This window comes from Alkalihalobacillus sp. TS-13 (genome assembly GCF_019720915.1).
GTDB lineage: Bacteria > Bacillota > Bacilli > Bacillales > Fictibacillaceae > Pseudalkalibacillus.
The window spans coordinates 84,817-110,677 of record NZ_JAHKSI010000003.1; the positions used below are offsets into that span (position 1 = coordinate 84,817).

General features: G+C 41.5%; 20 protein-coding genes. 14 read left to right on the top strand and 6 right to left on the bottom strand.

What is annotated here, in order from left to right; genetic code table 11:
- From KOL94_RS19515 to KOL94_RS19525, 3 genes are all read left to right on the top strand, one after another.
- Positions 1-1,800, top strand: a complete 1,800-nt coding sequence (locus tag KOL94_RS19515) for a YhgE/Pip domain-containing protein (protein WP_311775196.1) — start codon at positions 1-3, stop codon at positions 1,798-1,800.
- A gap of 175 nt (positions 1,801-1,975) precedes the next feature.
- The gene (locus KOL94_RS19520; RefSeq protein WP_221568353.1) at positions 1,976-2,722 is read left to right on the top strand and encodes an ABC transporter ATP-binding protein; all 747 of its coding nucleotides are present in this window, start codon (positions 1,976-1,978) and stop codon (positions 2,720-2,722) included.
- A complete protein-coding gene (locus KOL94_RS19525; RefSeq protein ID WP_221568354.1) occupies positions 2,719-4,674 on the top strand; it encodes an ABC transporter permease in 1,956 nt (651 codons plus the stop codon). The genes KOL94_RS19520 and KOL94_RS19525 overlap by 4 nt, the downstream gene beginning before the upstream one ends.
- 8 nt (positions 4,675-4,682) lie before the next feature.
- Here KOL94_RS19525 and KOL94_RS19530 read toward each other — a convergent pair whose 3' ends face one another.
- The 4 genes from KOL94_RS19530 to KOL94_RS19545 all read right to left on the bottom strand — a co-directional run bounded on the left by KOL94_RS19530 (position 4,683) and on the right by KOL94_RS19545 (position 8,218).
- Positions 4,683-5,678: a sensor histidine kinase gene (locus tag KOL94_RS19530; RefSeq protein ID WP_221568355.1), complete on the bottom strand. Its 996-nt coding sequence runs from the start codon at positions 5,676-5,678 to the stop codon at positions 4,683-4,685.
- Entirely contained in the window at positions 5,675-6,349 is a 675-nt protein-coding gene (locus KOL94_RS19535; RefSeq protein ID WP_221568356.1) for a response regulator transcription factor, read from the bottom strand. The genes KOL94_RS19530 and KOL94_RS19535 overlap by 4 nt, the downstream gene beginning before the upstream one ends.
- 124 nt (positions 6,350-6,473) lie before the next feature.
- On the bottom strand, positions 6,474-7,637 hold the full coding sequence (locus KOL94_RS19540) for a DUF4317 domain-containing protein (RefSeq protein ID WP_221568357.1): 1,164 nt from the start codon (positions 7,635-7,637) through the stop codon (positions 6,474-6,476).
- Positions 7,638-7,771: 134 nt separating this feature from the next.
- Entirely contained in the window at positions 7,772-8,218 is a 447-nt protein-coding gene (locus KOL94_RS19545) for a hypothetical protein (RefSeq protein WP_260412546.1), read from the bottom strand.
- Positions 8,219-8,424: 206 nt separating this feature from the next.
- Between KOL94_RS19545 and KOL94_RS19550 the strand changes: the two genes are divergently transcribed.
- The 3 genes from KOL94_RS19550 (at position 8,425) to KOL94_RS19560 (ending at position 10,663) form a co-directional block, all read left to right on the top strand.
- On the top strand, positions 8,425-8,853 hold the full coding sequence (locus tag KOL94_RS19550; protein ID WP_221568358.1) for a DUF6526 family protein: 429 nt from the start codon (positions 8,425-8,427) through the stop codon (positions 8,851-8,853).
- 255 nt (positions 8,854-9,108) lie between these two features.
- Positions 9,109-10,377 (top strand): sensor histidine kinase, encoded by a 1,269-nt coding sequence (locus KOL94_RS19555; RefSeq protein WP_221568359.1) that lies wholly within the window; start codon positions 9,109-9,111, stop codon positions 10,375-10,377.
- Positions 10,370-10,663: a DUF6526 family protein gene (locus KOL94_RS19560; protein WP_221568360.1), complete on the top strand. Its 294-nt coding sequence runs from the start codon at positions 10,370-10,372 to the stop codon at positions 10,661-10,663. Before KOL94_RS19555 ends, KOL94_RS19560 begins: the two co-directional genes overlap by 8 nt.
- Here the strand turns inward: KOL94_RS19560 and KOL94_RS19565 are convergent.
- Positions 10,646-12,001 (bottom strand): sodium-dependent transporter, encoded by a 1,356-nt coding sequence (locus KOL94_RS19565; protein ID WP_221568361.1) that lies wholly within the window; start codon positions 11,999-12,001, stop codon positions 10,646-10,648. The genes KOL94_RS19560 and KOL94_RS19565 overlap by 18 nt on opposite strands.
- 314 nt (positions 12,002-12,315) lie before the next feature.
- Between KOL94_RS19565 and KOL94_RS19570 the strand changes: the two genes are divergently transcribed.
- The 3 genes from KOL94_RS19570 (at position 12,316) to KOL94_RS19580 (ending at position 15,956) form a co-directional block, all read left to right on the top strand.
- The gene (locus tag KOL94_RS19570; protein WP_221568362.1) at positions 12,316-13,242 is read left to right on the top strand and encodes an ABC transporter ATP-binding protein; all 927 of its coding nucleotides are present in this window, start codon (positions 12,316-12,318) and stop codon (positions 13,240-13,242) included.
- Entirely contained in the window at positions 13,239-14,330 is a 1,092-nt protein-coding gene (locus tag KOL94_RS19575) for an ABC transporter permease (protein ID WP_221568363.1), read from the top strand. Before KOL94_RS19570 ends, KOL94_RS19575 begins: the two co-directional genes overlap by 4 nt.
- 165 nt (positions 14,331-14,495) lie before the next feature.
- Entirely contained in the window at positions 14,496-15,956 is a 1,461-nt protein-coding gene (locus KOL94_RS19580) for a protein adenylyltransferase SelO (protein ID WP_260412547.1), read from the top strand.
- A gap of 151 nt (positions 15,957-16,107) precedes the next feature.
- Here KOL94_RS19580 and KOL94_RS19585 read toward each other — a convergent pair whose 3' ends face one another.
- Positions 16,108-18,216 carry a zinc ribbon domain-containing protein gene (locus KOL94_RS19585; protein ID WP_221568365.1) on the bottom strand — a complete coding sequence of 703 codons (2,109 nt, stop codon included), beginning with the start codon at positions 18,214-18,216 and terminating at the stop codon, positions 16,108-16,110.
- A gap of 160 nt (positions 18,217-18,376) precedes the next feature.
- Between KOL94_RS19585 and KOL94_RS25685 the strand changes: the two genes are divergently transcribed.
- The 5 genes from KOL94_RS25685 (at position 18,377) to KOL94_RS19610 (ending at position 25,858) form a co-directional block, all read left to right on the top strand.
- Entirely contained in the window at positions 18,377-19,105 is a 729-nt protein-coding gene (locus KOL94_RS25685; protein ID WP_221568366.1) for a MurR/RpiR family transcriptional regulator, read from the top strand.
- A 136-nt stretch (positions 19,106-19,241) separates the two neighbouring features.
- A complete protein-coding gene (gene mngA / locus KOL94_RS19595; protein WP_221568367.1) occupies positions 19,242-21,206 on the top strand; it encodes a PTS 2-O-a-mannosyl-D-glycerate transporter subunit IIABC in 1,965 nt (654 codons plus the stop codon).
- Positions 21,207-21,225: 19 nt separating this feature from the next.
- Positions 21,226-23,832: a mannosylglycerate hydrolase gene (gene mngB, locus KOL94_RS19600; protein WP_221568368.1), complete on the top strand. Its 2,607-nt coding sequence runs from the start codon at positions 21,226-21,228 to the stop codon at positions 23,830-23,832.
- A gap of 251 nt (positions 23,833-24,083) precedes the next feature.
- Entirely contained in the window at positions 24,084-24,761 is a 678-nt protein-coding gene (locus tag KOL94_RS19605) for a GntR family transcriptional regulator (protein WP_221568369.1), read from the top strand.
- 92 nt (positions 24,762-24,853) lie between these two features.
- On the top strand, positions 24,854-25,858 hold the full coding sequence (locus KOL94_RS19610; protein WP_221568370.1) for a TRAP transporter substrate-binding protein: 1,005 nt from the start codon (positions 24,854-24,856) through the stop codon (positions 25,856-25,858).
- Positions 25,859-25,861 lie beyond the last annotated feature (3 nt).

The following is a 25,861-nucleotide window of genomic DNA, read 5'->3' on the forward strand; positions in this document are numbered from 1 at the left end:
ATGAGAAAAAAACAAGTACTGTATGTAGCGCTTTCGTTCCTGATCGTCTTGCCTTCATTTCTTAATAGTACAGCTGCTGTGGCAGGAGCTGAAAAAACGGAAGGCAAAGTCAATTCGAAGGAAGAAGTGGTGTATGCAACGTTAACCGCCAATGGGGAACTCGATAACATCTATGTTGTAAATACGTTGGATGTGGCGCGGGCTGGAGAAATCCTTGATCATGGGCAGTACAGCAGCGTCAAGAATCTGACTGATTTATCGGAACTCGATCAAGAGGGGCAGACCGTCCGCATGGATGCTCCGGAAGGTAAATTCTATTATCAAGGAAACATGGATAAAGATACAGAAATTCCGTGGGATGTGAAGGTTTCTTATAAGTTGGATGGACGTGAAGTGGACCCATCGGAGCTTGCAGGAGAAAACGGCCATGTCGAAATCAGCATCGATACGAATGTGAATAAGGCTGTTGATCCGGTATTCTATGAAAACTATTTGCTGCAAGTTTCATTGAAGCTTCCGAATACGTATCAGAACATTGAAGCATCAGACGGAATGATTGCAAATGCAGGGAAAAATAAGCAGATCACGTTTACCGTCATGCCTGGAAAAGAGGAAAAACTCAGCGTAGAGGCGGATGTGAAGGACTTCGAATTCCAGGGAGTAGAAATCGCAGCTGTCCCATCAACTCTTCCAATCGATACATCGAAAATGGAAAACATGACAGATGACATGTCGGAATTATCCGATGCGATCGGAAAGCTGAATGACGGTGTTACAGATCTGGATGATGGCGTTGCCGAATTGAATAACGGAGCAGGAAGCCTTCGTGACGGTTCGGCTCAATATAAAAATGGAATGAACGAGTTGGGTGGTTCCTCTTCAAAACTCGTTGGGGCATCCCGTTCGATTGGAGATGCACTTGGGAAGATCAATCATGCCTTACCAGCGGATACCGGTGAGATGGACTTGTCAGGTCTGAAACAATTACCGGACGGTCTTCGACAATTGGCAGATGGCCTTACTAAAGCAGCGAATGGTTTAACAACCTTACAAGAGAACTACTCAAAGGCGTATGATGCGTTGGATGGGGTAATTGTGGAAATTCCTGCTGAACAGGTTACCAAGGAAGAAATCGCTGAATTGTATGCGAGCGGTGCTGATCCAGAAGTCGTTGATAAACTGGTAGATTCCTATAAAGCCTCCCAAAAAGTGAAAGGGACCTATTCCAATGTAAAAGGAGGCTTTGAAGCCGTAGAGCCAACTTTAACTGAGGTCAGCGGTTCGGTGCGAGAGATGAGTAAGCAATTGAATTCAATCGCAGATGATCTGTCTGCATCTCTTGAGAGGATGGATCTCAGCGGGCTGAGTGAATTGCAAAAAGGCTTAGCTGCTCTGTCCTCCAAGTATGGTGAATTCCATTCTGGATTAGTGAGTTATACAAAAGGGGTCAAAGAGTTATCCAATTCGTATGGCAAGCTGCATTCGGGTATTGTGGACTTAACAGGTGGTACAGGCGAATTAGCAGACGGCGTTGGTGAGCTTCATAACGGAACAGAAGAATTACATCAGGAAACGAAAGACTTGCCGGATCAGATGCAAAAGGAAATCAATAAGATGATCTCGGAATATGATAAATCCGATTTCAAACCATTATCCTTTGTGTCATCCAAGAATGAAAAAGTCTCTTCAGTCCAATTCGTGATAAAAACCGAAAGCATCGAAATAGGAGAAAAAGAAACGAAGAAAAAAGAACCCGAAGAAAAGAAAGGGTTCTGGGACAAATTAAAAGCCTTGTTTTAGTGGGGACGGTTCTCATGCTTCCTGAGCATGAGGGCCGTTTTTAATGGGGACGGTTCTGATGCTTCGGAAGCAAATGAACCTTCAACATGACAAAAATGTCACTTTAGATATTGTTACTTCGATGGATGGCGGGTAAGGTAGCCGGTATAGTAAGGTGGTGAAGGAGGTTGAAACAATGACAAGCATTATACAGACAAAGAATTTATCGAAATCTTACGGAAAAACACCAGTCTTAAAAAATATCGATTTGACAATTGAACAGGGGGAATTCACCGCGATCATGGGCCCTTCTGGATCAGGAAAAACGACATTGATGAACACCCTCTCAACCATCGACACCTTTAACGGCGGGGATGTTTGGATCGAAGGGAAATCGTTATTGGATTTGAAAAGGAAGGACATGAGGGAATTCCGGCAAAAACGAATGGGATTTCTTTTTCAAGATTACAATCTACTGGATACATTAACAGTGAAAGAAAATATCCTGCTTCCACTTTCGTTACAAAAAACACCTGTTGTAGAAATGGAGAAGCGGTTATCGAAATTGATTGATGCGTTGAATATTGACTCGATTTTAGAGCATTATCCGTCTGAAATTTCTGGCGGTCAAAAGCAGCGGACGGCAGCAGCACGGGCGATCATCACCAATCCAGGGATCGTGTTTGCCGATGAACCGACGGGTGCACTAGATTCCCGGTCTGCTACCCAATTGTTAGAGCAAATTCAATTTCTCAATGAGGCATTTGGGACCACGGTTCTCATGATTACCCACGATCCGTATGCATCAAGTTATTGCGAACGTGTGATATTTCTCAAGGATGGGAAAATCGTAAATGAAATGTTTAAAGGAGAACAATCGGTAAAAGAATTCTTCGACCGGATCCTGACGGTTCAAAGCACCATAGGGGGCGACCGAAGATGAATTTAATCGATTTATCATGGAGGAATATGAAACGGAACTTCCGTTTGTATACCATATATTTCATTTCCATGCTTGTTGGGGTTGTCATTTACTTTACCTTTTCAGGTTTAATGTTCAACGATGATGTTGTTGCAGCAATTGAAAATAAAGAAAACTACAAAACGGTCATTTCCATTGCCTCGGTTATCGTTTTTTTGTTTATCGTGTTCTTCATTATGTACGCAAACTCATTTTTTATGAAGCAGCGCAAAAAAGAGTTTGGCATGTATTTACTTTACGGAATGAAAGAAAGACAAGTTGCCACAATGGTCTTTTTTGAAACGCTATTTTTAAGCGCGATTTCTGTAACCTGCGGCATATTGATCGGTGGATTGCTTTCGAAATTTTTCGGAATGGTCTTAATGAACTTGATGCACTACAATGAGGAGATTTCTTTTTCTTTTCCAATTGAAGCGATCGTCTCGACTGTTGTGTTATTCGCTTTATTAATCGTTTTTATTACGGTTCAAAGTTATTTCAGCGTCCGTCGCGTACAATTAGTCGAATTGTTTCATGCAAAAGAAAAAATGGAAAAACCGCTTACATTTTCCATGCCTTTGGCGATCTTGTCGATCATCTTGATTGTTGCGTCCTACTACACGATTACCATAGCCGGAGATACAGACATTTGGAAAGACCATTTTAAAGAGACAATGATTGCTACAACAATTGCGATGATTGTCGGAACGTATTTATTTTTCCGCCAGTTTACCGGTTGGATATTACAAAAAATGAGTCGGAGTAAAAATTATTTCAATGGCAACAAAATGTTATGGATTTCTTCCCTTCGATTTTCGATTCAAGGAAATACAATAAATTTTACCTTCAATTCACTGATCAGTGCCATTGTTATCTTTTCAGTCGGATTTATCGCTGTGGATTACGCCGTGAAAGGTGAGGTTGTAAAAAAAGAATTTCCAAACCATATTGCCTTTTCGACCCAGGATGCTGAGACGCAAAAACAAATTGAAGAAATCATGAATGACTCACATCCCATTATCGATCATGAAACAATCACGGGAATTCGAACAGAAGAAATCCCAAACAGAAAAACGTTTTATAGCCATCCCGAATATTACACAGAGGAGTTTTACCTTTTCCCTGAGTCGCAATTAAATGCAATAGTCGATTTACGTGAAGTTGGTGAAAAAGTAGATATAGAAGGGGCAGAAGCCATTGTCCTATCGAGAGGAATAGATAAACCGACAAAATATAAAAGCCCTCTGCCTGAAATTACCGTTTTTGAAGATGAAACATTCCGGGTAGTCGAAAAAATACGATACCCGTTATTAAGCATCCCGACGAGTCCAAGTGGAGATACCGATCCTCAACCTTCTGCACTCGTTATTTCAGACAATGCTTTTGAGGACTTAAAAGAAAATCATACCCTTTCTTCATTTGAAATTTATAAAATCGAAGATCCGAAAACATCCAATGACGTATCCCGAAACATTTACGATATCGTCACGGAAAAAGATGGAGCCTATTATTCAGCCTATATCGATATGTATTCCATTGATACTGAGTCGTCATCTTTACTATTGTTCTCTGTCGCGTTTTTTGCAGTCATTGCATTATTTGCCTTAGGCAGTGTCATTTACTTCAAGCAGTTACGCGAAGCTACAGAAGAGCGGGAGCACTACGCAATATTACGGAAAATCGGCGTCGGCGACAAAGAAATCAAAAAGATCATCCGGAAACAATTACTGTTCGTCTTTTTACCGCCGCTTATACTTGGGTTGGTACACAGCTGGTATCTTTTATATTACACCGTCATACTGGTGATAAAAGATTTACCGTCCTTAACGACGATCATATTTTCTGTCATGGGATTGTATGTGTTGACGTATTTCATCTTTTACGTATCATCAACATCGATCTACTACAAAATCATCAACGAAAAAAACACATGATGGGTATTTTACTCCTCATGTGTTTTTTGTAATGCTAAATACGGATCGCTATCGATCGGGAAGTGAATAATGAATTGGGTATATACGCCGACCTTAGATGTACAGGTGATATGATGGCCGAGCTTGTTCGCTAATTGTTGGGCCAAATATAAACCCATCCCGGTGGACTTCGTATGCGTCCGTCCCGTTTCTCCGGTAAAGCCACGATTGAAAATCCGAGGCAGATCTTTTTGGCTGATCCCAATCCCGTTGTCACGGATCAGCAGCTGTTTTTCTTTGGGGGATTCGAATGCTGATATGGCAATCTCCCCGCCATGTTCAGTATATTTCAGACTATTCGTCACTAACTGATTGACGATGAACTTCAGCCATTTAGGATCACTTTGAACCTTGAGTGCATCTGCCTTTATATCCATTCGTACTTTTTTTGAAAAGAAGGTTTTCGAATGAGCCTTGATGCTCTCTTTCGAAATCTGGATGAGGTCACAATTTTGGATATCGTAATCCTGATTGAAGCTGTCGAGCTTGGCGTAATAAAGAGCTTGATCGACGTAATTTTCAATCTTCGCAATCTCTTCCCTTAAGCTATTGGCATCCATATCGGTTTGCTGTAATAGGCGAAGAACCGAAATCGGCGTTTTGATTTCATGGAACCAGGAAACGATGAAATCATAATGCTCCTTCTGTTTGTCTTGAATCCTATTCATATCCCGTATATGTTGTTTTTTCAGCTCATCGATGTGGGCTTTAGCGAATTCTCCTTCCAGGGACAAGCTTTCATAATCCTCACTTTTCATTCTACGGATCACACGTATATGTTGCTGGTAGCGAAATAATAAATATCCTAGCAACACAATCGAAGACAAGGTAAAGGCATAGAAGAATGTTCCCCAGACCAAACTGCCATTGGTGCCTGTGAAGAATACTGCAGCTGAGATCAGAAATCCAGTTAGATATAGATAGACATAAGGCTTTTCATAGGATAGATAGCGTGAGAAGTTCATTCGATCAAATACCCCATTCCTTTACGGGTGACAATGAACGCTTCAAGTCCAAGAGCAGCTATTTTCTTACGTAACCGGTTCACGTTCACGGTGAGTGTGTTGTCATCGACGAATTGGTCTTCATTCCATAGTGCTTGCATCAAGTCTTCGCGCGAAACAATTTTTCCGAGATTCCGCATCATCAATTGTAAAAGGATGAATTCATTCCTGCTCAATTCTGTTGTTTGTCCTTTATATTCGATTGTGGAATTGGTAACATTCAATCTCATACCCCTATGGTAGAATCGAATGTTCTCGTCTTCCTGATAGGCATATTTCCTACGGAGAAGGGCATTGATCTTAGCTAATAGGATATCCAAATCAAATGGCTTCTGGATAAAATCATCTCCACCCATATTGATCGCCATAATGATATCCATATTCTGATCTCTCGATGAAAGGAAGATGATCGGCACTTTAGAAATGGAGCGTATCTGCTGGCACCAGTAATATCCATCAAAAACCGGAAGATTGATATCCAATAGAACGAGGTGGGGATCTTTCTGCTCAAATTCAGTCAGCACCTGGTCAAATCGGGATACTTCCACCACATCATACTGCCACTTTTTCAATGAATCAGCGACAATCCGTCTGATCTTTTCATCGTCTTCAATCATCATTATTTTATACATGAAATCCCTCATCCTGGTAAAAGTGGTCACACATTTACTTTAGCACAAAATGGTTTGGCAGGGACGGTTCTGGTGCTTCCGAAGCAGGAGAACCGTCCCCATACTTCCCTGCTTCACCCATGCTTCACTCCCCAAAAGCCTCAGGAAGCATCTTGAATCCTTCGATTTCTGCATCTTCTTCGATTTCGATCATGATACAGCGTTTCCCTTTGTAATTGACTTGCCTGACGTATTCGAGGTCTTGTGGGCTGATGGAGATATTCGCTACCTTCGTTTGGATTTTGATCGATTTTGATTTGTATTTTGGTACGACGCTGCTTGCTTTCAGTTCATAGGATTCGTTTTCGGTGATTCTCTCGAAAGCGGCTTTTACTTTTTCGGAATCGACTTGTTCACCTCCGCTTTGGTTCAAGACACGCTCCACATTCTTGTAATCGAGCTTCGGTTCTTCATCTTCTTCGTTTTCTTCGACCATCGTATTGATTTCTCGATAAACGTTCGCAAGGGTAGAGGGGGTAAGCTGGTCGCCCATTACATCCCTCATCACTTCCTCAAACACTTCTTTATCCTCTTTCGCTGTTATCGTATGTTCACTGTTCAGGACTTCTTCTGTGAATCTATGATCAGGTTCATTCGTTTTCTCAGAAGCGTATAAAACATGGTTCACGTCGGATGCACCGTTGGAGAAGCAAGGGAAAAGAAATCCTGTCATCGGTGTGGCAAGATCAATGACTGAATCTACATCGATGTTGTATTTGAACTGCTTCTCGACATAGTCGAACACCAACTCTTTTTTCGATTCCTGTGTTTTGTTGATGCTGCAAAGGATGAAGGGGTGGGAGTAAACCGCGTCCCGTTCACTTTCCTCAGCTTCTTCATTACGTTTTTTCATTGGCTTCAAGTATTCAGCTTTAATGAAGGTGATGACAACATCTTTTTCATACGGATGGTCTTTGATCATTTTTTCAGTCATTTGAAGCATTTGATCCTTCCAGTCCTCGACTTCGCTGCTCAGTAACCCTTTATGTAAAATGAGCTGACTGTCTGCTTCTCGCTTGAATTTCAGTTCAAACAACTTTTCATCTAACTGTCCTGTCAGCAGTTTCTTAAAGTTATTAATGAAAAGCTCCTGCTGGTCCTTATCCAGCATTTCGAACGGCTGGCTTTGATGATGATAAATATCTGTTGTTTCTTTCATGATATACACGTTAAAAATGTCAGAGATCTTCAATAAATCATTATCCACTTTTAATTGTCTGCGGAGACCCGCTATGTCTTTTTTATTCATCAATCGTACACTCCTATGCTGCCTAAGATGTGAGTTTCATAAAGAACGATTCTTCTATTTTAACATAGGGGTTGTCTAATCAGTTGTTTTCCAATATAAATGGTTCCCTTGATGAATAGGGAACCATTTTTTCCTTATGGAGACTGTTTTTGTGCCATATTGGGACCTATGATTTGCATAGTCATTTGTTTTGCATTTTGTAGATTTTGTTCAGCCTGATCTTGCCACCGTTGAATGTTTTGGATAAACGGTTTGTAAGAATTAGGAGCTGCCTCTCTCATGACGTTCAATCCGTTCCGTACGTTACGATCTCGTTGTTCAGCATTTTGTATGCAACCTACCAGGGTTTGCACGATGGATATCTCTTGTTCCCCGTTTGCTAATCGTTGTGCCGAACCACTCGCGGTCACTCGATGATAAGAGGCGGGAACAAGACTTTCATGCATTTCTGCATTACCTTGCAAATTTTCCGTTTCAGGAATATGGAACAACTGCGTACTCATGGAACAAACCATCTCTTCACTAAACAGACTACGTCTTAACTCCATCAAAACCGATTGCCACATTTGATTTTGTCTCAAATAAACACCTTCTTGCAAAAATATGGTCAATTCACCTGAATTATTGTATGTTGAAACCGCCTAATTGTTACATAGGACCAAACGGATGCTGAGAGGTAATGATGGAATCAGGGGGGGCCACACTGTTTTTCTTCAGTTCTAAAAGAACGAAAACAACGGTATACTTTTTAAGTACAAGCTAGATTAAAAAATAGGAGGTTAGCATATTGAACGAACAAAACTATAAGAATCATAGAATGATTGATCCCTTATACCATAGAGGAATCGGACTTCTCACTCTCATCATGCTGATTTTATCGATCATCTTCATTATCCAAAACATCGGGAGTCAGCTGCTGCTCAGCCTTGTCATCCTATCGATGCTCATCACGGTCATCCTTATTGTCATCAAATTAAGACTATATGTACTCAAACTCCAGGATCGGATCATCCGGGACGAGGAGACCTTCCGCTTTTATCGGTTGACGGGGAATCTATTGGACCCGAAGCTTTCCCACAAGCAAGTCATTGCGCTTCGATTTGCTTCAGATGATGAATACCCGGATCTGGTTGAACGTGCATTGTCTGAAAACCTTTCACCAGATGAAATCAAAAAGGCGGTTCAGAATTGGCGCGCCGACCATCATCGCGTATAAGGGGCACAAAAAAAACGGTTCTTTTGCTTCGGTCAGGAAGCTAGAGAACCGTCCCCGTGGTTTTGGTCAGGAAGCAGGAGAACCGTCCCCAATTCATCTGCTTTTTTACTTTCTGAGATAGGGAAATTTGATTATGGTCAATTACACTCCACACAGGTGGAGTATTTTAAAGGATAGAAAAGCTATTTGTCGAAATATCAATTGATAATATTTTTTCTCAGAAAGAAAATGCGATCTGAAAAGTGGGGGCATTCAATGGTTGAGTATCTTAAAGATTTCATATTAAATATTTTCTTTATCTTATCTCCCTTAGTTTTTTATCCGTATGTACATAAATTTAAAAGCAACATTGTATTATACCGTATCATGCTAGGCTTTCTCTTTTCATTAATCTTAATCCTCGTTATGTCCCTTCCCATAGATGTAAACGGAGTAACCTATGATTTCCGGTCTATTCCAGTAATAATAGGGTCTTTATATGGCGGGGTACCAGTCGCGATCACATTGTATTGTGTTCTGGTTTTATATCGGTTTATTTTGGGGAATCCAGACAATCTACTTTACCTCATGGCCGTGTTGCCTAGTTTATTCATTGTTCTCTATTCTCTTAGAAGTTATGGTAATTTAAGAATTTATCAAAAAATAATCGTAGCAGTCATGTTATGTTCGCTTATGAAACTGATCACAATTTCACTATATCTTGCATATATTCAGCGGTTTGATCTGATGTTCAATAGTTTTATAGATACAATACAAACTTATCTAGTACAGGGGATTATTATTGGTGCTTGTGTCTACTTAATTGAATTTCTGAATAGATATTTTCATATGCAATATGAAGTTTATAAAAGTGAGAAAATAAGAATGGTTAGTGAAATGGCCGCTTCCGTGGCCCATGAAGTACGAAACCCGTTAACATCTGTAAGAGGTTTTATACAATTATTGGGGGACACTGATCAAGATAAGGAAAAGAGGGAGTATTTTCAAAAAATATGTCTTGATGAATTGGACCGTGCAGATCTAATTATTTCTGATTATCTCTCACTTGCAAAACCAGATAACGAAATCATTGAAACGATCAACGTAATTGATGAAGTCAGCCATATATCGAATGCCCTTTTAACCTATGCCAACTATAATAATATACATATAAACACAGAGTACCCTGAAAATGGCGAATTATCCATCGTTGGAGATAAACAAAAATTTCGTCAGGCTTTAATTAATATCGGCAAGAATGCCATCGAGTCAATGCAAAGCGGTGGTATTTTAGACATTAAGGCAAAACAACTAAATGATAATGTTGTTATGTATATAAAAGATACTGGTGTTGGAATGTCACCCCAGCAAATCCAGAGACTTGGGACACCGTACTATTCAACAAAAGAAAAGGGAACAGGTCTCGGGACCATGGTTTCATTCACTATTATTAAAAAAATGAAAGGCAAAGTGGAAATAATGAGTGAAGTAGGCAAAGGCACAGATGTAATCATTATTTTTCCAAAAATGAAATTAGATGAGTAATGCATATGTTTCCGCAGAGCGATACCCATCTATAACAACATGTATCTATGAAGACCTAAAGCTTACCCATAAGCAAGTCATTGCGCTTCGATTTGCTTCAGATGAGAAATACCTGGATCTGGTTGAACGTGCAAGATCAGAAAACCTTTCACCAGATGAAATTAAAAAGACGGTTCAGCATTGGCGCGCCGACCATCATCGCGTAAAAGGTGCACAAAAAAAGACGGTTCTTCTGCTTCGGTCAGGAAGCAGGAGAACCGTCCCCAAATCAAATGACCCCTGTTGAATACAATAACACAAGCGCGATAAGTACTGGAGAGACGAAACGTAAGGAGAAGATCCAAAGTTTACCCCAAACGCTGCCTTCGCCAAATCCTCCGATTTCAAGCGATTTCTGCTTGCCAAGCGCCCATCCTGCAAACAGAGCGATGAACATACCGCCTAATGGCAAGAGGATGTAAGAAGCTAAGAAATCGACGGCATCGAAGAATACTTTACCGAAGATCGTGAATTCGCCCCATGCGCCCAATGAAAGGGAGGAAGGGATTCCGAATAAGAAAATGATCGTTCCGAGAATCCATGTTGCCTTTTTACGGGTCCATTCGAATTTCCGCATGAAGTACGCAACCGGAACTTCCAAAATCGAAATGGCAGACGTAAGTGCCGCTACAGAAATCAGTAAGAAGAACAAGACAGCAAAGAACTGTCCGAATGGCATCAACTCAAAGACTGCTGGAAGCGTGATGAAGATCAGTCCAGGTCCTGCTCCTGGATCCATTCCGAATGCGAAAAGGGCAGGGAAGATTGCTAATCCTGCTAATAAAGCAAAACCAGTATCAGCTAAGCTGACCCCAGTCGCTGCCGTAGGAAGTTTGACATTTTTCGGTACATAGCTTCCATAAGTGATCATCGTCCCCATCCCTAAACTTAGGGAGAAGAAGGCGTGGCCTAAAGCGACGAGAATGGCTTCTCCACTGAGCGCTGAGAAGTCTGGGGAGAAGAGGAACGCGACCCCTTCGCCTGCACCAGGCAGTGTTACACCACGAATGACTAAGATAAGCAAGAGAACGCCTAAGGTAGGCATCAAGATTTTATTCCATTTCTCAATACCTTCTTTTATCCCTTTCACAACAACAATGATAACGATCGCCATGAATAAGGTCTGCCATAAAATCGGACTAAGTGCGTTTCCGATGAATCCACCGAAGTGATCCCCCATCTGCTCAGCAGGAACAGAGAGAAGGTCTCCGCTCATTGCTTTTGTCGTATACGATAAAGACCATCCCGCAACGACGCCATAGAATGATAGGATCAGGAATGCCGCCATGACCCCGAAAATCCCTGTCACATACCATGGTTTACCAGGCGTCAGCTCCTGGAAGGAACCGACTGCATCCTTCTGCGTCTTTCGCCCAACCGCAAATTCAGCGAGCATGACGGGTATTCCGATTACAGCGATACAAATCAAATAAACGATGATAAAGGCTGCTCCACCATATTCCCCCGTAATATAAGGGAACTTCCAAATGTTACCCAAACCGATTGCGGAACCCATTGCCGCCAACATGAACCCTGTACGCGATTTCCACTGCTCACGCGCTTGTTGCTCTAACCCCTGACTCATTTGACAATCCTCCTTTTTCTCTTTTACTTAAATGTCAGAAAAATAACAAAATTTCTTCATTTATGGAAATAATATTATACAAGCACACAGACTATTCCTGCTTTAGAGGAAAAAAATAGTCGAAATTTGGACGATTTGGGGAAGATTCTCGTGCTTCCTTCTCATTTTTTCAATCCGAATGTGTTGAAGGACTAGTCCTCTTTTGGGGAAAATGGACGGAATTTGCGAGAGGGCCATCATGGCGTATAATGGAAATATCATCCTGAAAGGTCAATAATGTCTTTTTTCTATACATAACTAAATGGGGGTACCTTATGCAAAATGAAACGATGGTGGATGTAAAAGGGCTGGTGAAACGCTATGGTTCTTTTGTTGCGGTGAACGGAGTGGCATTCCAGGTTCATAAAGGAGAAATTTTCGGTTTGCTTGGACCGAATGGGGCTGGGAAGACGACAACGATCGAAATGCTGGTCGGTCTGAGAAAGCCTGATGAAGGAACGGCGACACTAGCAGGCTATGATGTTCGAAAACAAGTGAATCAAGTCAAAGAGGTCATTGGTGTACAGCTCCAATCCACCTCTTTATTTGAACTATTAAAAGTAGAAGAGATTCTACACTTATATGCAAGCTTTTACCCGACTCATGTAGACATCCCGCAATTGATCAGCGATATGCTTTTAACGGAAAAGCAGAATGATAGAATCAAAAGCCTCTCCGGGGGACAAAAGCAACGCTTGGCGATTGCACTGGCACTGATTCATGATCCGGAAATTGTTTTTCTTGATGAGCCTACAACTGGACTCGATCCGCAAGCTAGAAGAACGTTATGGGATATTGTCTTGCGTTTGAAGGAGCGGGGGAAAACGGTCATCCTCTCCACACATTATATGGATGAAGCCCATGTGCTCTGCGACCGGATCGGCATCATGGATCAAGGAGAACTGATCGCACTCGACACACCTACTAATCTCGTAAAAAAATTGCAGTCAACGAGCACTGTTGAATTCCGGTTGACCAATCCTCCTGAACGAAAGTGGTTCATGGAAATGGATGGCGTCGAAGAAGTATCCATCAAGGATACCTTCGTACAGCTCTATACGGACGACCTTCAGCTCGCGCTAACATCCTTGATCCAAGTATCTTCAGAACACAATCTGAATATTGAGGATCTGCAAACGCGGACTGCGACATTGGAAGATGTCTTCATACATATGACAGGAAGGAGCCTCAGAGAATCATGAGAGCATACTGGCAGTTAACGTTAGCACAACTCCGTATTTTTGCCCGAAATAAACAAGTCTTGTTCTTCACGTTACTCTTTCCGGTCATTTTAATGCTCGCGCTTGGATCCTTTGTCGGTAGTGGGAATTCACTGTCTTTAACAGCAGGAATCGTTGACCTGGATCAAACGGAAGGATCGAAAACCTTAAAAGACTTGTTTGATAAAAATGAAGGAATCGAAACGACTTCTTATGAAAAAGTTCAAGCCGGAAAAGAAGCTGTCGAAAATGGGGATATCCAGCTACTCATTGCCATCCCTAAAGGCTATGAAGCAAGCTTGAAGGATCAAAATCAAACTTTTTCGATACCGGTCTATTACAATGAGAAAAACCTCTCAACCTCTGAGCTAGGGCTCACGGTCGTGAACGGAATCATTGATCAATATAGCAAAAAGTTGGTCGATTATAAGCCATTAGTAACCGTCAAAAAGGTGGGGATCGAGTCACTCAACATCCGATACATCGATTTCCTCGTGCCTGGAATTGTCGCAATGATGATTATGAACAACAACATGAATGGCGTGGCTGGCCAAATTTCAGCCTGGCGTGAACGCGGCATTTTACGAAGAATGCAAGGGACGAGATTGAAAGCCTCCACTTTTATCGCAGCCCAGATCACCGCGCGTTTACTTTTGAATGGAACACAAGCTTTGCTCGTCGTTTTGATCGCAGACCTAATCTTCAATATTAATGTAGTCGGTTCCTGGCTGGCAGTCATCTTTTTTATCACACTGGGAACGCTCGCCTTCATGGCGGTCGGTTTCATTATCGCAGGCATTGCGAAAAATCCGGAAAGTGCTGGTCCAATTGCCGGGTTTGCATCTTTTCCAATGTTGTTCCTTGGGGGCGTATTCTTCCCGATCAGCAACATGCCCGATTGGATCCAACCGATTGTCAAAATCCTGCCGATTGCACATCTTAGCTCCGCTCTAAGAGAAACAATGAACATCGGTACACCAATCTTACAATTAGGTATAGAAACCCTGATCCTCGGCGCCTGGCTTATCGGAGGATTCGCACTCGCAAGCTATGTGTTTAAGTGGGAATAAAGTTGGGGGCGGTTCTCGTGCTTCCTGAGCAAAGCACCCTTCTCATTTTTAATTTTATGGATCCGAATGTGTTAGAGTAGATGAAAATGGTAAAGGTAACACTAAAGACGATTATTCATGTAAGAAAACAGGATACATAAGACAAACAAGAAGGAGAGAATGAACATGACTAAACCAGGATGGAACTTGGACAACAGCTATGCACGTCTCCCAAAAGATCTATACTCAAAGATTGAACCATTACCGGTACGCGCTCCAGAATTGGTCAAGCTGAATGAATCATTAGCAGAAGAACTCGGCCTAAATGTTGAAGATCTTAAAAGTGAGGAGGGAGTTGCCGTTCTTGCAGGCAACGAAACGCCAGAAGGTGCATTTCCTCTTGCTCAAGCCTATGCAGGGCACCAATTCGGGAATTTTACGATGCTCGGTGATGGCCGGGCGATGCTGATCGGCGAACAGAACACGCCTGATGGTGATCGTGTCGATATTCAGCTGAAAGGTTCAGGCAGGACGCCATATTCCCGGGGTGGCGACGGTCGGGCGGCACTTGGACCGATGCTGCGCGAATATATCATCAGTGAAGCGATGCATGCGCTAAGGATTCCAAGCACCCGAAGTCTTGCAGTTGTGACAACCGGAGGGCAGATCATTCGTGAAAAACAACTGCCTGGTGCAATCCTTACCCGAGTGGCGTCCAGTCATATTCGAGTCGGTACCTTTCAATATGTGAGAGGAAGGGGAAACGATGAAGACCTTCGGGCGCTCGCTGACTATACAATCGACCGCCATTACCCGTATCTAAAAGATAAAGGTGAGGACCGCTACCTGATTTTATTGAAGGAAGTAATGAAGCGTCAGGCTGAATTGATCGCAAAATGGCAGCTCGTCGGCTTCATTCATGGGGTGATGAACACCGATAACATGACGCTTAGCGGCGAGACAATCGACTATGGACCATGCGCATTCATGGATACGTTCGATGCTGCAACTGTATTCAGTTCAATCGATACTCAGGGTCGATATGCTTATCGCAATCAACCAGCGATCGGTGCATGGAATCTGGCACGGCTTGCAGAAACGCTACTGCCACTCCTTCACGAAGAGCAAGATGAGGCGGTTAAACTTGCGGAAAATGAAATCGGAAAATTTTCTGGTTTTTACAATGCCTACTGGCTTTCTGGAATGCGAGGAAAACTCGGAATTTTCAACGAGGAAGCAGAGGATGAATCCTTATTTGAAGACCTGCTAAAACTCATGCAGGAACATGAAGCTGACTATACGAATACATTCCGAGCATTGACGTTTGATAACCTGGATGATTCAGATCTGTTTAAAGCGGAGAAATTTACCCAGTGGCATAAGCACTGGCAGGAAAGACTCGAAAGACAAGAGGAATCGAAAGACCAGGCCTATCAACTAATGAAGGACAATAATCCAGCCCTGATTCCACGGAATCACCGAGTGGAAGAAGCACTAGAAGCAGCGGTGGAAAGAGGCGACTACAGTGTTATGGAGAGGTTACTGAACGCATTATCAAATCCATACGCATATACTCCAGAACAGGAAGAATATTGTGCACAACCACCGAAAACAGATCGACCATATGTAACGTATTGTGGGACATAATACACTAGTATTTGGCTTCTTACTAAAATCACCATATGACAAAATATAAATCATAAAAAAGCATATTTTTTCCCTATGGATTTTAAATGTAAATAAAGCAAATTGATCAACGGTTCATGAACCGTTGATCAATTTGTTTAGACTACTAAAGTTATAAATTTGTATTAGCCTTATCAATAATTCCCATATCTTTTAACTTTACAACAGTTTCTGATGGAATTTCATAAGTATAAGGATTACCATCTTTTCTATACATGAAACCATCGGTTGCTAATTCTTTACATCTCCAAGCAACAAATTGATGCGTTCTATCAATTTCTTCTGCAATCATACTTGCTGTAATTTTTGTGGAAGGATTGTTGATATTAAACAAATGTATTGCTTGTAGTATTTCTATTTCATCTTTAGTCCAAATAGCATGTTCAATTTCTAATTCAACAAGTCTTAACAATTCTTCGCTATATTTTACCTGACATCTACCATCCTCACAAGACATACATTTCATTTTAAATCTTTCAAAAATATCTAAATCATCAATAGAATACTTTGCATTACAATTTTTGCATACGATTTGTTTACTTTCTTTTAAATTTTCTAATATAAATGAAGTATAATCAAATGCTCGTTGTTGATAAAATTTTGAATCTTTAATTTCTGGTTTTCCATAAAGAATTTTTTCATAGACACATAATCCATAATCGAAGGCATAGAGATAGTTTGTATTATTTTTAACGCTTTTTTGATCTCTACCTTTTGCTGCTAACTCATTAACCTTATGGATAAAACCATTAAATTCTAAAGAAGCTAACATGTTATCTAAATCAGGTTGAGTTAAAAAATGACTTGTTGGTACCACTAATAAATCAGAGAAGTATGAATTATCAAGGTTCTTTAATTCGTATTTATTTTCTTGAGCATGTTGTACTAATGAAGTAAGTAAATTTTCTTGTACATGAATATCTACCTTATCATCAAAAACACCTTTAGAATGCTTGTTTTTACTAAAATAACTGGCTGTGTGATCCAAGTAGTATTTTTCACTTGCAAGTTCAATAGCAGACCGATTTATCTTTTTTCCTTGAGATATATTTGACAACCAGCAGTTATAAAGTATGTGTCCTAATACCCGAACAATGTTCATAGAACTATGGAATAATAGTTTATAGTATTCCGCTATTGAAAGTGATTTGGTATCAAAGAATTCTTCTACACTTGTATTACAATAATGATTTATTCTATTTTCAATAATCCTTTGTGTATATGTGGTTGCAGCTTTTTCAGTACTGCTAATATTGTCTTTTCTATATATATTAAACATATCTATATTTATTAAATCGTATTTTCCAGAGTCTAAATCACCAAAATATGTTCTATTAGGATAAGCTGCTATTTTTAAATTTACATTCTCTTTACCTAAGTGATATAAAGGACTAATTATAACATCAACAAAAGAAGCCATATCAATTTTTTCTAATTCCGAAAAATCATCAATAAAGATATATAGTTTGCTACGATTACATATATGTAGTATTTCTTCAATAGAACTAACAACTTCTTTTAAATTAAAATATCTTGCTAAAATATTTGATGTACTTATTTCTTGACTCTCGATATTTTTATTGTTTATCTTAGCATCTATGTTTTGTAAAGCTGCTTTTATTTCAGCTATTGATTCCCTAGTTTCGTTAGTAACAGTATTTTGATTAATTGCTTTACTAATATTTATTAATTCTGGATTTTCTACAATATTATCTAAATTTTCTAGTGTTTTTTGAAGTCTTTTATCACGAAAATAGTTATTAACTTTTTCTATAAATCCGTTACTTTCTCTACTAAGTTCATCCTTTAGGCTTTTCCTAAATACTTTTAGAAAGTTTCTAATTAATAGCAATCTTCTTAAATCTGTTGAACTTAGGGTTCCATTTAAATCGTTAAAATCAATACCAAGGTTTTCAACTTTAGAAAGTTCATGAACGGACTTGGCATTAATATAAACAGATAAATTTTCTTTGGTTTGATGTATTTGGCTCTGAGCATATGCAAAAATAGTGGATTTACCTGTACCTCTTCTTCCAATTAAAAAAGTGGTATTATTGGAAATCATTTGACCATAAAGACCATAATTAGGTAATAAATCAACATATAACTTATCAATGAGGTTCGTTTTATTATCACTATCACTTAAATTAAAATCACTATTATTTATTCGGTGGTAAAGCCTTAAAGTATCAACAGCATTCTTAAATCCTTGAACATTCAATTGAACTCCCCCTATATAACATTTGTGTAAATTATAACACAATTAACAAAAAATACTAATTGCATCATTTATACATAATAAGAAAACATACCATTGAAATATCTCATGTTAAAATAAAACCTACTAAGAAATGCTGTGCATGAAGGGTGGTGGGGTGTAGGTGAATTTAAAGGAACGTGCCCATAAATACGAGTACAAATTAAATGATACGGATGATCAAATTGTTGAGTATATGCTGGATCATCGGGATCAGGTGATTGAGATGTCGATCCAGGTGTTGGCGAAGGAGTTGTTCACTGTTCCGAATACGATTACCCGGTTATCGAAGAAGCTTGGGTATGATGGTTTTTCGCAGTTGAAGAATGAACTGAAAGAGGAACAGCGGTTGGAGAGTGAAGCTGAAGAGGGGACGATCCCGTACAACATGAACCGGACATTGGAGCTGATTGATCATGATCTGATCCGTCAGGTGACGAAACAGCTACTCCAATCCCGTAATATCTACATTTTCGGTGTAGGGGATAACCTGCCATTCTGTGAAGTGCTCACCACCCATCTGAAAATCGGCGGGCAGACGGCGGATTATTTTTTACACAGGCATGATGCGATTTATGCGATCAATCATGCAGGAAAACAGGACGTGCTGTTCCTGATCAGCATTTCCGGTGAGACCGAACAGATGATTGAGATGGCGGAACTCGCAAGGGAAAAAGGGGTGACGGTCATTTCATTAACTCACTTCACCCGAAACCCACTCCAAGAGAAAGCTGACTTCAAATTATTTTTCTATTCTCCAAAAAAGATGCTTGAAAACTACAATATATCCGATAAAACACCGGTCATGATGGTGTTGCAGCTGTTATCGAATAAGTTATGGGAAAACGTGTAATGTGTGTATAAATACACATGTAACCGTTTTCTTTTTGTTTGTTTGTGTAATAATATGAAGAAATTAAAGCGCTTCCTTTCTATGTGCTACCATGAACTCAATTTACTGACCTTATCGAAGAAGGGAGAGCAACACAGTGCGATTACAAACATTGACGTCACCCGAGTTGATCAGTACAGGTCAATCTTTCAACACGAAAGATGAAGTGATCCGGTACCTGGTCCGGCAGTTGGGTGAAGCCGGAAAACTGAACTCAGTAGAAGCATTTTACCAGGCTGTGATGGAACGTGAAACGCAATCCCCGACAGGTTTTGAAGGCGGGCTCGCGATTCCACATGGAAAGTCTGATGCTGTAAAAGAAGCGGCTTTTGCCGTAGCAACACTTCCGACTCCATTGGATGATTGGGAGAGCATTGATGAAAACAACAAAGTCCAATTGGTGATTTTATTAGCGATACCTGATAGTGAAGCGGGTTCAACCCACCTTTCTTTGCTATCTGAATTTACAACGAGACTCGCAGATCCGTCTTATATGGCTGGTTTGCTAAATGCCTCAACGAGTGAAGAGCTGTATCAAGCGTTGGATCAGAAGGAAGAGGAAAAGTCTACAGCATCTGATTCTTTTGAACGGACGATCCTTGCCGTAACCGCTTGTCCAGCTGGCATCGCGCATACGTATATGGCGGCAGAATCGCTTATCCGTGCTGGGAACGAGATGGGTGTAAAGGTTGTCGTTGAAAAGCAAGGCGCGAATGGCATTGAAGACGCGCATTCGAAAGCGCAGATTCGAAAAGCGGATGCAGTCATTTTTGCAGCGGATGTTGCGGTGAAAAACCAGGAGCGTTTTGCTGGCTTGCCACGGGTTACCACATCCGTCGCGGCTCCTCTTAAAAATGCAGAGGGCATCTTGAAGCAGGCGATCGAAAAGGCGGAAAATGCTGGTGTCAATAACGCTCGACAAGAAGAAATCGATGACTCTTATGAGGAAGAACCTGAAAACAAGCCGTTCAAGGTTGAAATCAAAGATTCGATCTTGACGGGTATTTCCTACATCATCCCGGTCATTGTCGCCGGTGGGATGACGCTGGCTTTTGCGGTACTCATTTCGCAAGCATTCGGTCTTCAGGAACTCTATGAAACAGAAGGCTCATGGCTCTGGTTGTTCAGAGAGCTAGGCGGAACGTTGCTCGGAACGTTGATGGTGCCGATTCTGTCAGCTTACATGGCGTATTCGATCGGTGATAAACCGGCGCTAGGACCTGGTTTTGCAGCCGGGGTCTGTGCGAACTTGATCGGAAGCGGTTTCCTTGGTGGTATGCTCGGTGGTTTCCTTGCTGGTTATATCATTAAGTTTTTGAAAAAGAACGTCCAGACGTCCGGAACGTTCTCTGGCTTTGTGAGCTTTTGGCTTTATCCGGTGTTAGGAACATTGTCCGTCGGTGCGATCATGCTGTTTGTTGTCGGCGAACCGTTGGCAGCACTGAACAGTGGATTGATCAGCTGGCTTGAAGGGATGTCAGGCGCGAATGCGATCCTGCTTGGCGCGATCATCGGAGCGATGGTGTCCTTTGACCTAGGCGGACCGGTGAACAAAGCGGCTTACACGTTCTGTATCGGTGCGATGGCGAGCGGAAACATCATGCCATATGCAGCGTTTGCATCGGTCAAAATGGTGTCAGCCTTTGCCGTAACAGGAGCAACGATCATCGGGAAGCAATATTTCACAGAACCGGAACAGCAAGTCGGAAAGCAAACATGGTTACTCGGACTTGCTGGGATCACAGAAGGTGCGATCCCGTTCATGATCAATGATCCGCTCCGTGTCATTCCATCGTTGATCGCAGGTTCCGCTGTGACAGGTGGGATTGTCGCTTTCTTCGATATTGGATTAAACGTACCCGGAGCAGGAATCTTCTCGCTCGCACTTCTTGAAGGTCCAGCCTTATTTGTAGCCGCTGCGATCTGGTTAGGTGCAGCGTTGCTCGGCGCCTTCATCTCAATGGTGCTACTCATCATCACGCGGAAAAACAAATTGAAGAAACAGCCTGATACGAAGGAAGATCGTGAAGAAGCACAAATGCAAGCAGTCGCAAATTCATAAATAGAGGTAGGTTTTCACATTGAAACAAGTCCACATCGTGCCTCATATGCACTGGGATCGTGAATGGTATTTTTCAACTGAAGAATCACGGATCCTGCTCGTGAACAATATAGAAGAAATCATGGAGCGTCTGGAGAATGACCCGGATTATCCGTACTATGTGTTGGATGGCCAGACGTCCATTTTAGAAGATTATTTTGCAGTAAAACCTGAAAATAAAGAGCGAGTGAAGAAGCTCGTCCAGGAAGGAAAGCTGATCGTCGGTCCATGGTATACCCAGACGGATGAAATGGTGGTTGGAGGCGAATCGATCGTCCGCAATCTGTTGTATGGGCTAAAAGACAGCAAGGAGTTCGGGGACCCGATGATGATCGGCTACCTTCCGGATTCGTTCGGACAGTCAGCTCAGATGCCGCAAATCCTGAATGGTTTTGGCATCGAACGCAGCATGTTCTGGCGCGGGACGTCTGAACGTCACGGAACCGATCGGACAGAGTTTTACTGGAAGTCGGATGACGGCTCGAAAGTCCTCGTCCAGCTGCTGCCGCTCGGGTATGCGATCGGGAAGTATCTGCCTGAAGAGGAGGAAGCATTGAAAGAGCGGATGGACAAATACTTCTCCGTACTTGATAAAGGTGCGAATTCCGAGCATCTGCTTGTCCCGAATGGGCATGATCAGATGCCGATCCAGCAGAACATCTATCCGGTCATGGAAAAATTGAAAAAGCTCTACCCGGACCGTGACTTCTTTTTAAGCAAATTTGAAGAGGTATTCGAAGCGATTGAGCATGAGGATCTGCCCGAAATCGAAGGTGAATTCCTTGATGGCAAGTACATGCGTGTCCACCGGAGCATCTTTTCGACACGAGCAGACATTAAAGCGGCCAACACAAGAGTCGAAAATAAGATTACGAATATTCTCGAGCCACTAGCGTCTATTGCTTATAAGCTCGGGTTTGAGTATCACCATGGATTGATTGAGCTGATCTGGAAAGAGATCATGAAGAACCATGCGCATGACAGCATCGGCTGTTGCTGTTCGGATAAAGTCCATCAGGAAATCGCGAACAGGTTGTTCTTGGCGGAAGAGAAAACCGACCAGTTGATTGAATTTTATAAGCGGAAAATCGTTGATGCGATGGAAACAGATCGGGAAGACGATCGTTTGACGGTATTCAATCTGCTTCCATATGAACGGAAAGATGTGATGACGACCGACGTGATCACAAAGAACGGCTCTTTCCGGTTAGTCGATGAAAATGGCGAAGATCAAGAGTTCGAGGTGGTTCATTCAGAAGAAATCGATCCTGGGCTGATTGACCGCCAGATCGTCCACTACGGAAACTATGAAACCTTCATGAAGTATAAGATCCAGTGGAAAGGGAAAGTCCCAGCGATGGGTTACCGGACCCTGTTTGTCGTGAACGAAGAGCGGAAGATGACGAACACAATCGAACAGAAAGATGTTGTCGATACCAATTACTTCACGATTTCCGTCAATCCGAATGGAACGTTGAAAGTGCTGGATAAACGGACGGAGCAGCATTTCGATCAGGTGCTTCTTCTTGAAAATGGAGGAGATGACGGCGATGAATATGATTATTCACCACTACTGCATGAAGAGATTTTATATTCGGATTCGGTGGATGCCCATGTTGAAATCGCACAAAATAGGTACGAGGGAACGATTTCGATCAACTATTCATTTGACGTGCCAGAGGATTTGGAAAGCAGAAAACGCGGATCACTCGATAGTAAGGTAGATGTGTCGTTGCATATCACGGTTCCGAATGACAAACCACGAATTGAGATTTCATGTGAGCTGGACAACCAGGCGAAGGATCATCGTCTTCGTGCATATATCCCAACAGGCTTGCAATCTTCTTTTTCAGTATCAGACAACCAATTCGGTTCGATCAAAAGGCCGGTGTATGATGAGGCCATGGATGTTTGGGAAGAAGAGAACTGGAGTGAACGCCCGGATCCGATCTATCCGATGTTGAGTTTTGTCGGGCTCTCGAATGACGACTATGGGGTCAGTGTGCTGACGAATAGTGTCCGAGAATACGAGATTGTCGGGGAAGACTATGATACGATCGCGATCACGCTGTTCCGAAGCGTCGGGTATATCGGAAAAGCAGAAATGATCCGGAGACCAGGCCGACCATCCGGAATCAAAATGCCGACTCCTGACTCGCAAATGCTTGGCAAACTGAAGCTCGAGTTTGCGATCCTCACGCATGAAGGGACGACACTGGAAGCGAATGTAGGACGGGCAGCGAAAGAGTATCTTACACCGCTGGTGGCTTATAACAAAATCCCGTACAACGCGATGAAGCTGAACGCTTCGGAAAATCGTACACCATTAAGTTATACGCTGCTTCAGGAAGAAGAGCCGAAAGCTGTACTCAGCACGGTGAAAAAAGCAGAGAATGAAGATGCGCTGGTGATGCGGATGTTTAATGCGACAGAGGGAGAAATCGAAACAGATTACCAGATTGATGGTATAGAGGAAGCGGCTCTTGTTAATCTGAATGAAGAGATGATACAAGAACTCCAGCAGAAAGATAATACGATTCGAGTAGAACTTAAACCGAACCAGGTACAATCAATCAAAATCAAATAAAAATCTAGTAGAGAGTTCCTTTTGATGGAACTCTCTTATTTTCGTGACACATTGTATCCCAATTTAAAATTAATCAGATTTACAAATAAAGTTTCACGAAGATAAATTTGGAAATTCCCATAAAACCGTTGTTAAAACAAGGGAAATACACTATTAATTATCTGATAATTAACATTTATCTAAAAATTATATTGAACTGGGATACAATATCCCTTATAGTGAAGTTAATAAGAAAGGGGTCGGATAAAATTATGACAAAGATCACTACCTTGTCGATTCGTGAAAGCGTATTCAGACAAGTTCGTAAAGATATCCTGAATCATTCCTTAAAACCTGGAGACAAAATCATTGAAGCTGATCTAGCAGATCAACTAGGAGTCAGTAGAACTCCTGTAAGGGAAGCGCTTCATCGATTAGAACAAGAAGGGTTGGTAGAAATACATCCCAGAAAGTTCTGCCTTGTAAAGGGAGTGACTTCTGATTGCATCAAAGAAATTCATCTGATCAGATCACAACTAGAGCCGCTTGCTGCAAGATATGCAGTGGATCATTTGACGGATGATGAACTACATTATTTGAAAATGCTTATCCGACAGTCAGAGAAATACGCAGAAACGCTTGATGTCGAAAGCTTGATGAGAGTGAATGATGAATTCCACCAAACGATTATCAAAGCGTCAAAGTTTACAAGGATCATCAAGATCCTCGAGAACATGCATGATTATGTTGTTTCTTTCAGATATTCGTTTATGTCTCGTAAAGGTTTAGTGAACCGATCCATAAAAGAACATCATGAAATTTATGAGGCGCTTGCAAATCGTGATAAGGAAGCTGTCCAAAAAGCTGTCTCCAATCACTTGAAAGGTATTTCTGAATATGAAGAGGTGGTTCTTGAAGATTTGGAAACCGAACTGGTCGAAGAGAATTAGCAGTTTCATAGGTAGACTCTATCAAGGTGGTGATCATTCTTTTTGGTTCGTTCATTCCGGAAACGACTACTTAAAGGGGAGGAAGGACAACAATGAAATTTTTGAAGTTTGCTGGTATTATACTCCTAAGTTTTGGCATGTTAGTAGGATGTTCTTCAGGGACTGGTTCATCAGGAGAAGAATCTACTACACTAAGCTTTGCTTATGAACTGCCGAACGATCATCCATGGGGACATGGCGCTGAAGAGTTCAAAAAGATTGTAGAAGAGAAAACAGATGGGAAAATCAAAGTCAAAATTTACGGTAATGGACAACTTGCAGGGTCTGGACGAGAAATTCAGGAGGGTGCGAAGGTAGGTACGATCGATATCGGAATTTCCTCAACACCTATGGCCCAAATGAACCCACATGTCGATATTTTCTCATTACCGTATATTTTTGAAAGTAGAGAACAAGCATGGGAAGTGTTAGATGGTCCCATCGGAGAAAAGGTAGGTTCGTATTTAGAAGAGCATAATCTTAAACACCTAGCCTATTGGGAAGATGGATTCAGACAGGTAACGAATAACACAAAACCAATCCAATCTCCGGAAGATTTTAAAGGTTTAAGAATTCGTGTGCCTGAAAGTGATGTAAGAATGGAGACGTTCAAGGAACTTGGTGCAAGCCCTTTACCAATGGCATGGTCAGAAGTGTTTACAGCCTTACAGCAAGGCACGATCGATGGCCAGGAAAATCCATTGTCCGTCATTCACAGCGCATCCTTTTATGATGTCCAAAAATACTTGACGATCACCAATCATGTCTATTCACCTGCAACGTTATTCATTAACAAAAACAAATGGGATGGACTGTCGGAAGAACATCAGAAGGTGATTCTTGAAGCTGCTGAAGCAGGACGTGATATCAATCGTGAAATGAATGAAAAGCAGGATGAAGAAATGATCAATGATTTGAAAGATAAAGGTATGGAAGTACAAATCATCGAGGATATCAAACCTTTCCAAGAAGTGACAAAACCGGTATGGGATATGGTTACTGAAGAATTAGGAAGCGATGCAGAGCAAATCATTAATGACATACAAGAACAACAATAGGCA

Excerpts from the sequence above, each read along its gene's own strand:
- KOL94_RS19515 (WP_311775196.1), top strand. The coding sequence starts at position 1 with ATGAGAAAAAAACAAGTACTGTATGTAGCGCTTTCGTTCCTGATCGTC.
- KOL94_RS19520 (WP_221568353.1), top strand. The coding sequence starts at position 1,976 with ATGACAAGCATTATACAGACAAAGAATTTATCGAAATCTTACGGAAAA.
- KOL94_RS19525 (WP_221568354.1), top strand. The coding sequence starts at position 2,719 with ATGAATTTAATCGATTTATCATGGAGGAATATGAAACGGAACTTCCGT.
- KOL94_RS19530 (WP_221568355.1), bottom strand. The coding sequence starts at position 5,678 with ATGAACTTCTCACGCTATCTATCCTATGAAAAGCCTTATGTCTATCTA.
- KOL94_RS19535 (WP_221568356.1), bottom strand. The coding sequence starts at position 6,349 with ATGTATAAAATAATGATGATTGAAGACGATGAAAAGATCAGACGGATT.
- KOL94_RS19540 (WP_221568357.1), bottom strand. The coding sequence starts at position 7,637 with ATGAATAAAAAAGACATAGCGGGTCTCCGCAGACAATTAAAAGTGGAT.
- KOL94_RS19555 (WP_221568359.1), top strand. The coding sequence starts at position 9,109 with ATGGTTGAGTATCTTAAAGATTTCATATTAAATATTTTCTTTATCTTA.
- KOL94_RS19560 (WP_221568360.1), top strand. The coding sequence starts at position 10,370 with ATGAGTAATGCATATGTTTCCGCAGAGCGATACCCATCTATAACAACA.
- KOL94_RS19565 (WP_221568361.1), bottom strand. The coding sequence starts at position 12,001 with ATGAGTCAGGGGTTAGAGCAACAAGCGCGTGAGCAGTGGAAATCGCGT.
- KOL94_RS19570 (WP_221568362.1), top strand. The coding sequence starts at position 12,316 with ATGCAAAATGAAACGATGGTGGATGTAAAAGGGCTGGTGAAACGCTAT.
- KOL94_RS19575 (WP_221568363.1), top strand. The coding sequence starts at position 13,239 with ATGAGAGCATACTGGCAGTTAACGTTAGCACAACTCCGTATTTTTGCC.
- KOL94_RS19580 (WP_260412547.1), top strand. The coding sequence starts at position 14,496 with ATGACTAAACCAGGATGGAACTTGGACAACAGCTATGCACGTCTCCCA.
- KOL94_RS19605 (WP_221568369.1), top strand. The coding sequence starts at position 24,084 with ATGACAAAGATCACTACCTTGTCGATTCGTGAAAGCGTATTCAGACAA.
- KOL94_RS19610 (WP_221568370.1), top strand. The coding sequence starts at position 24,854 with ATGAAATTTTTGAAGTTTGCTGGTATTATACTCCTAAGTTTTGGCATG.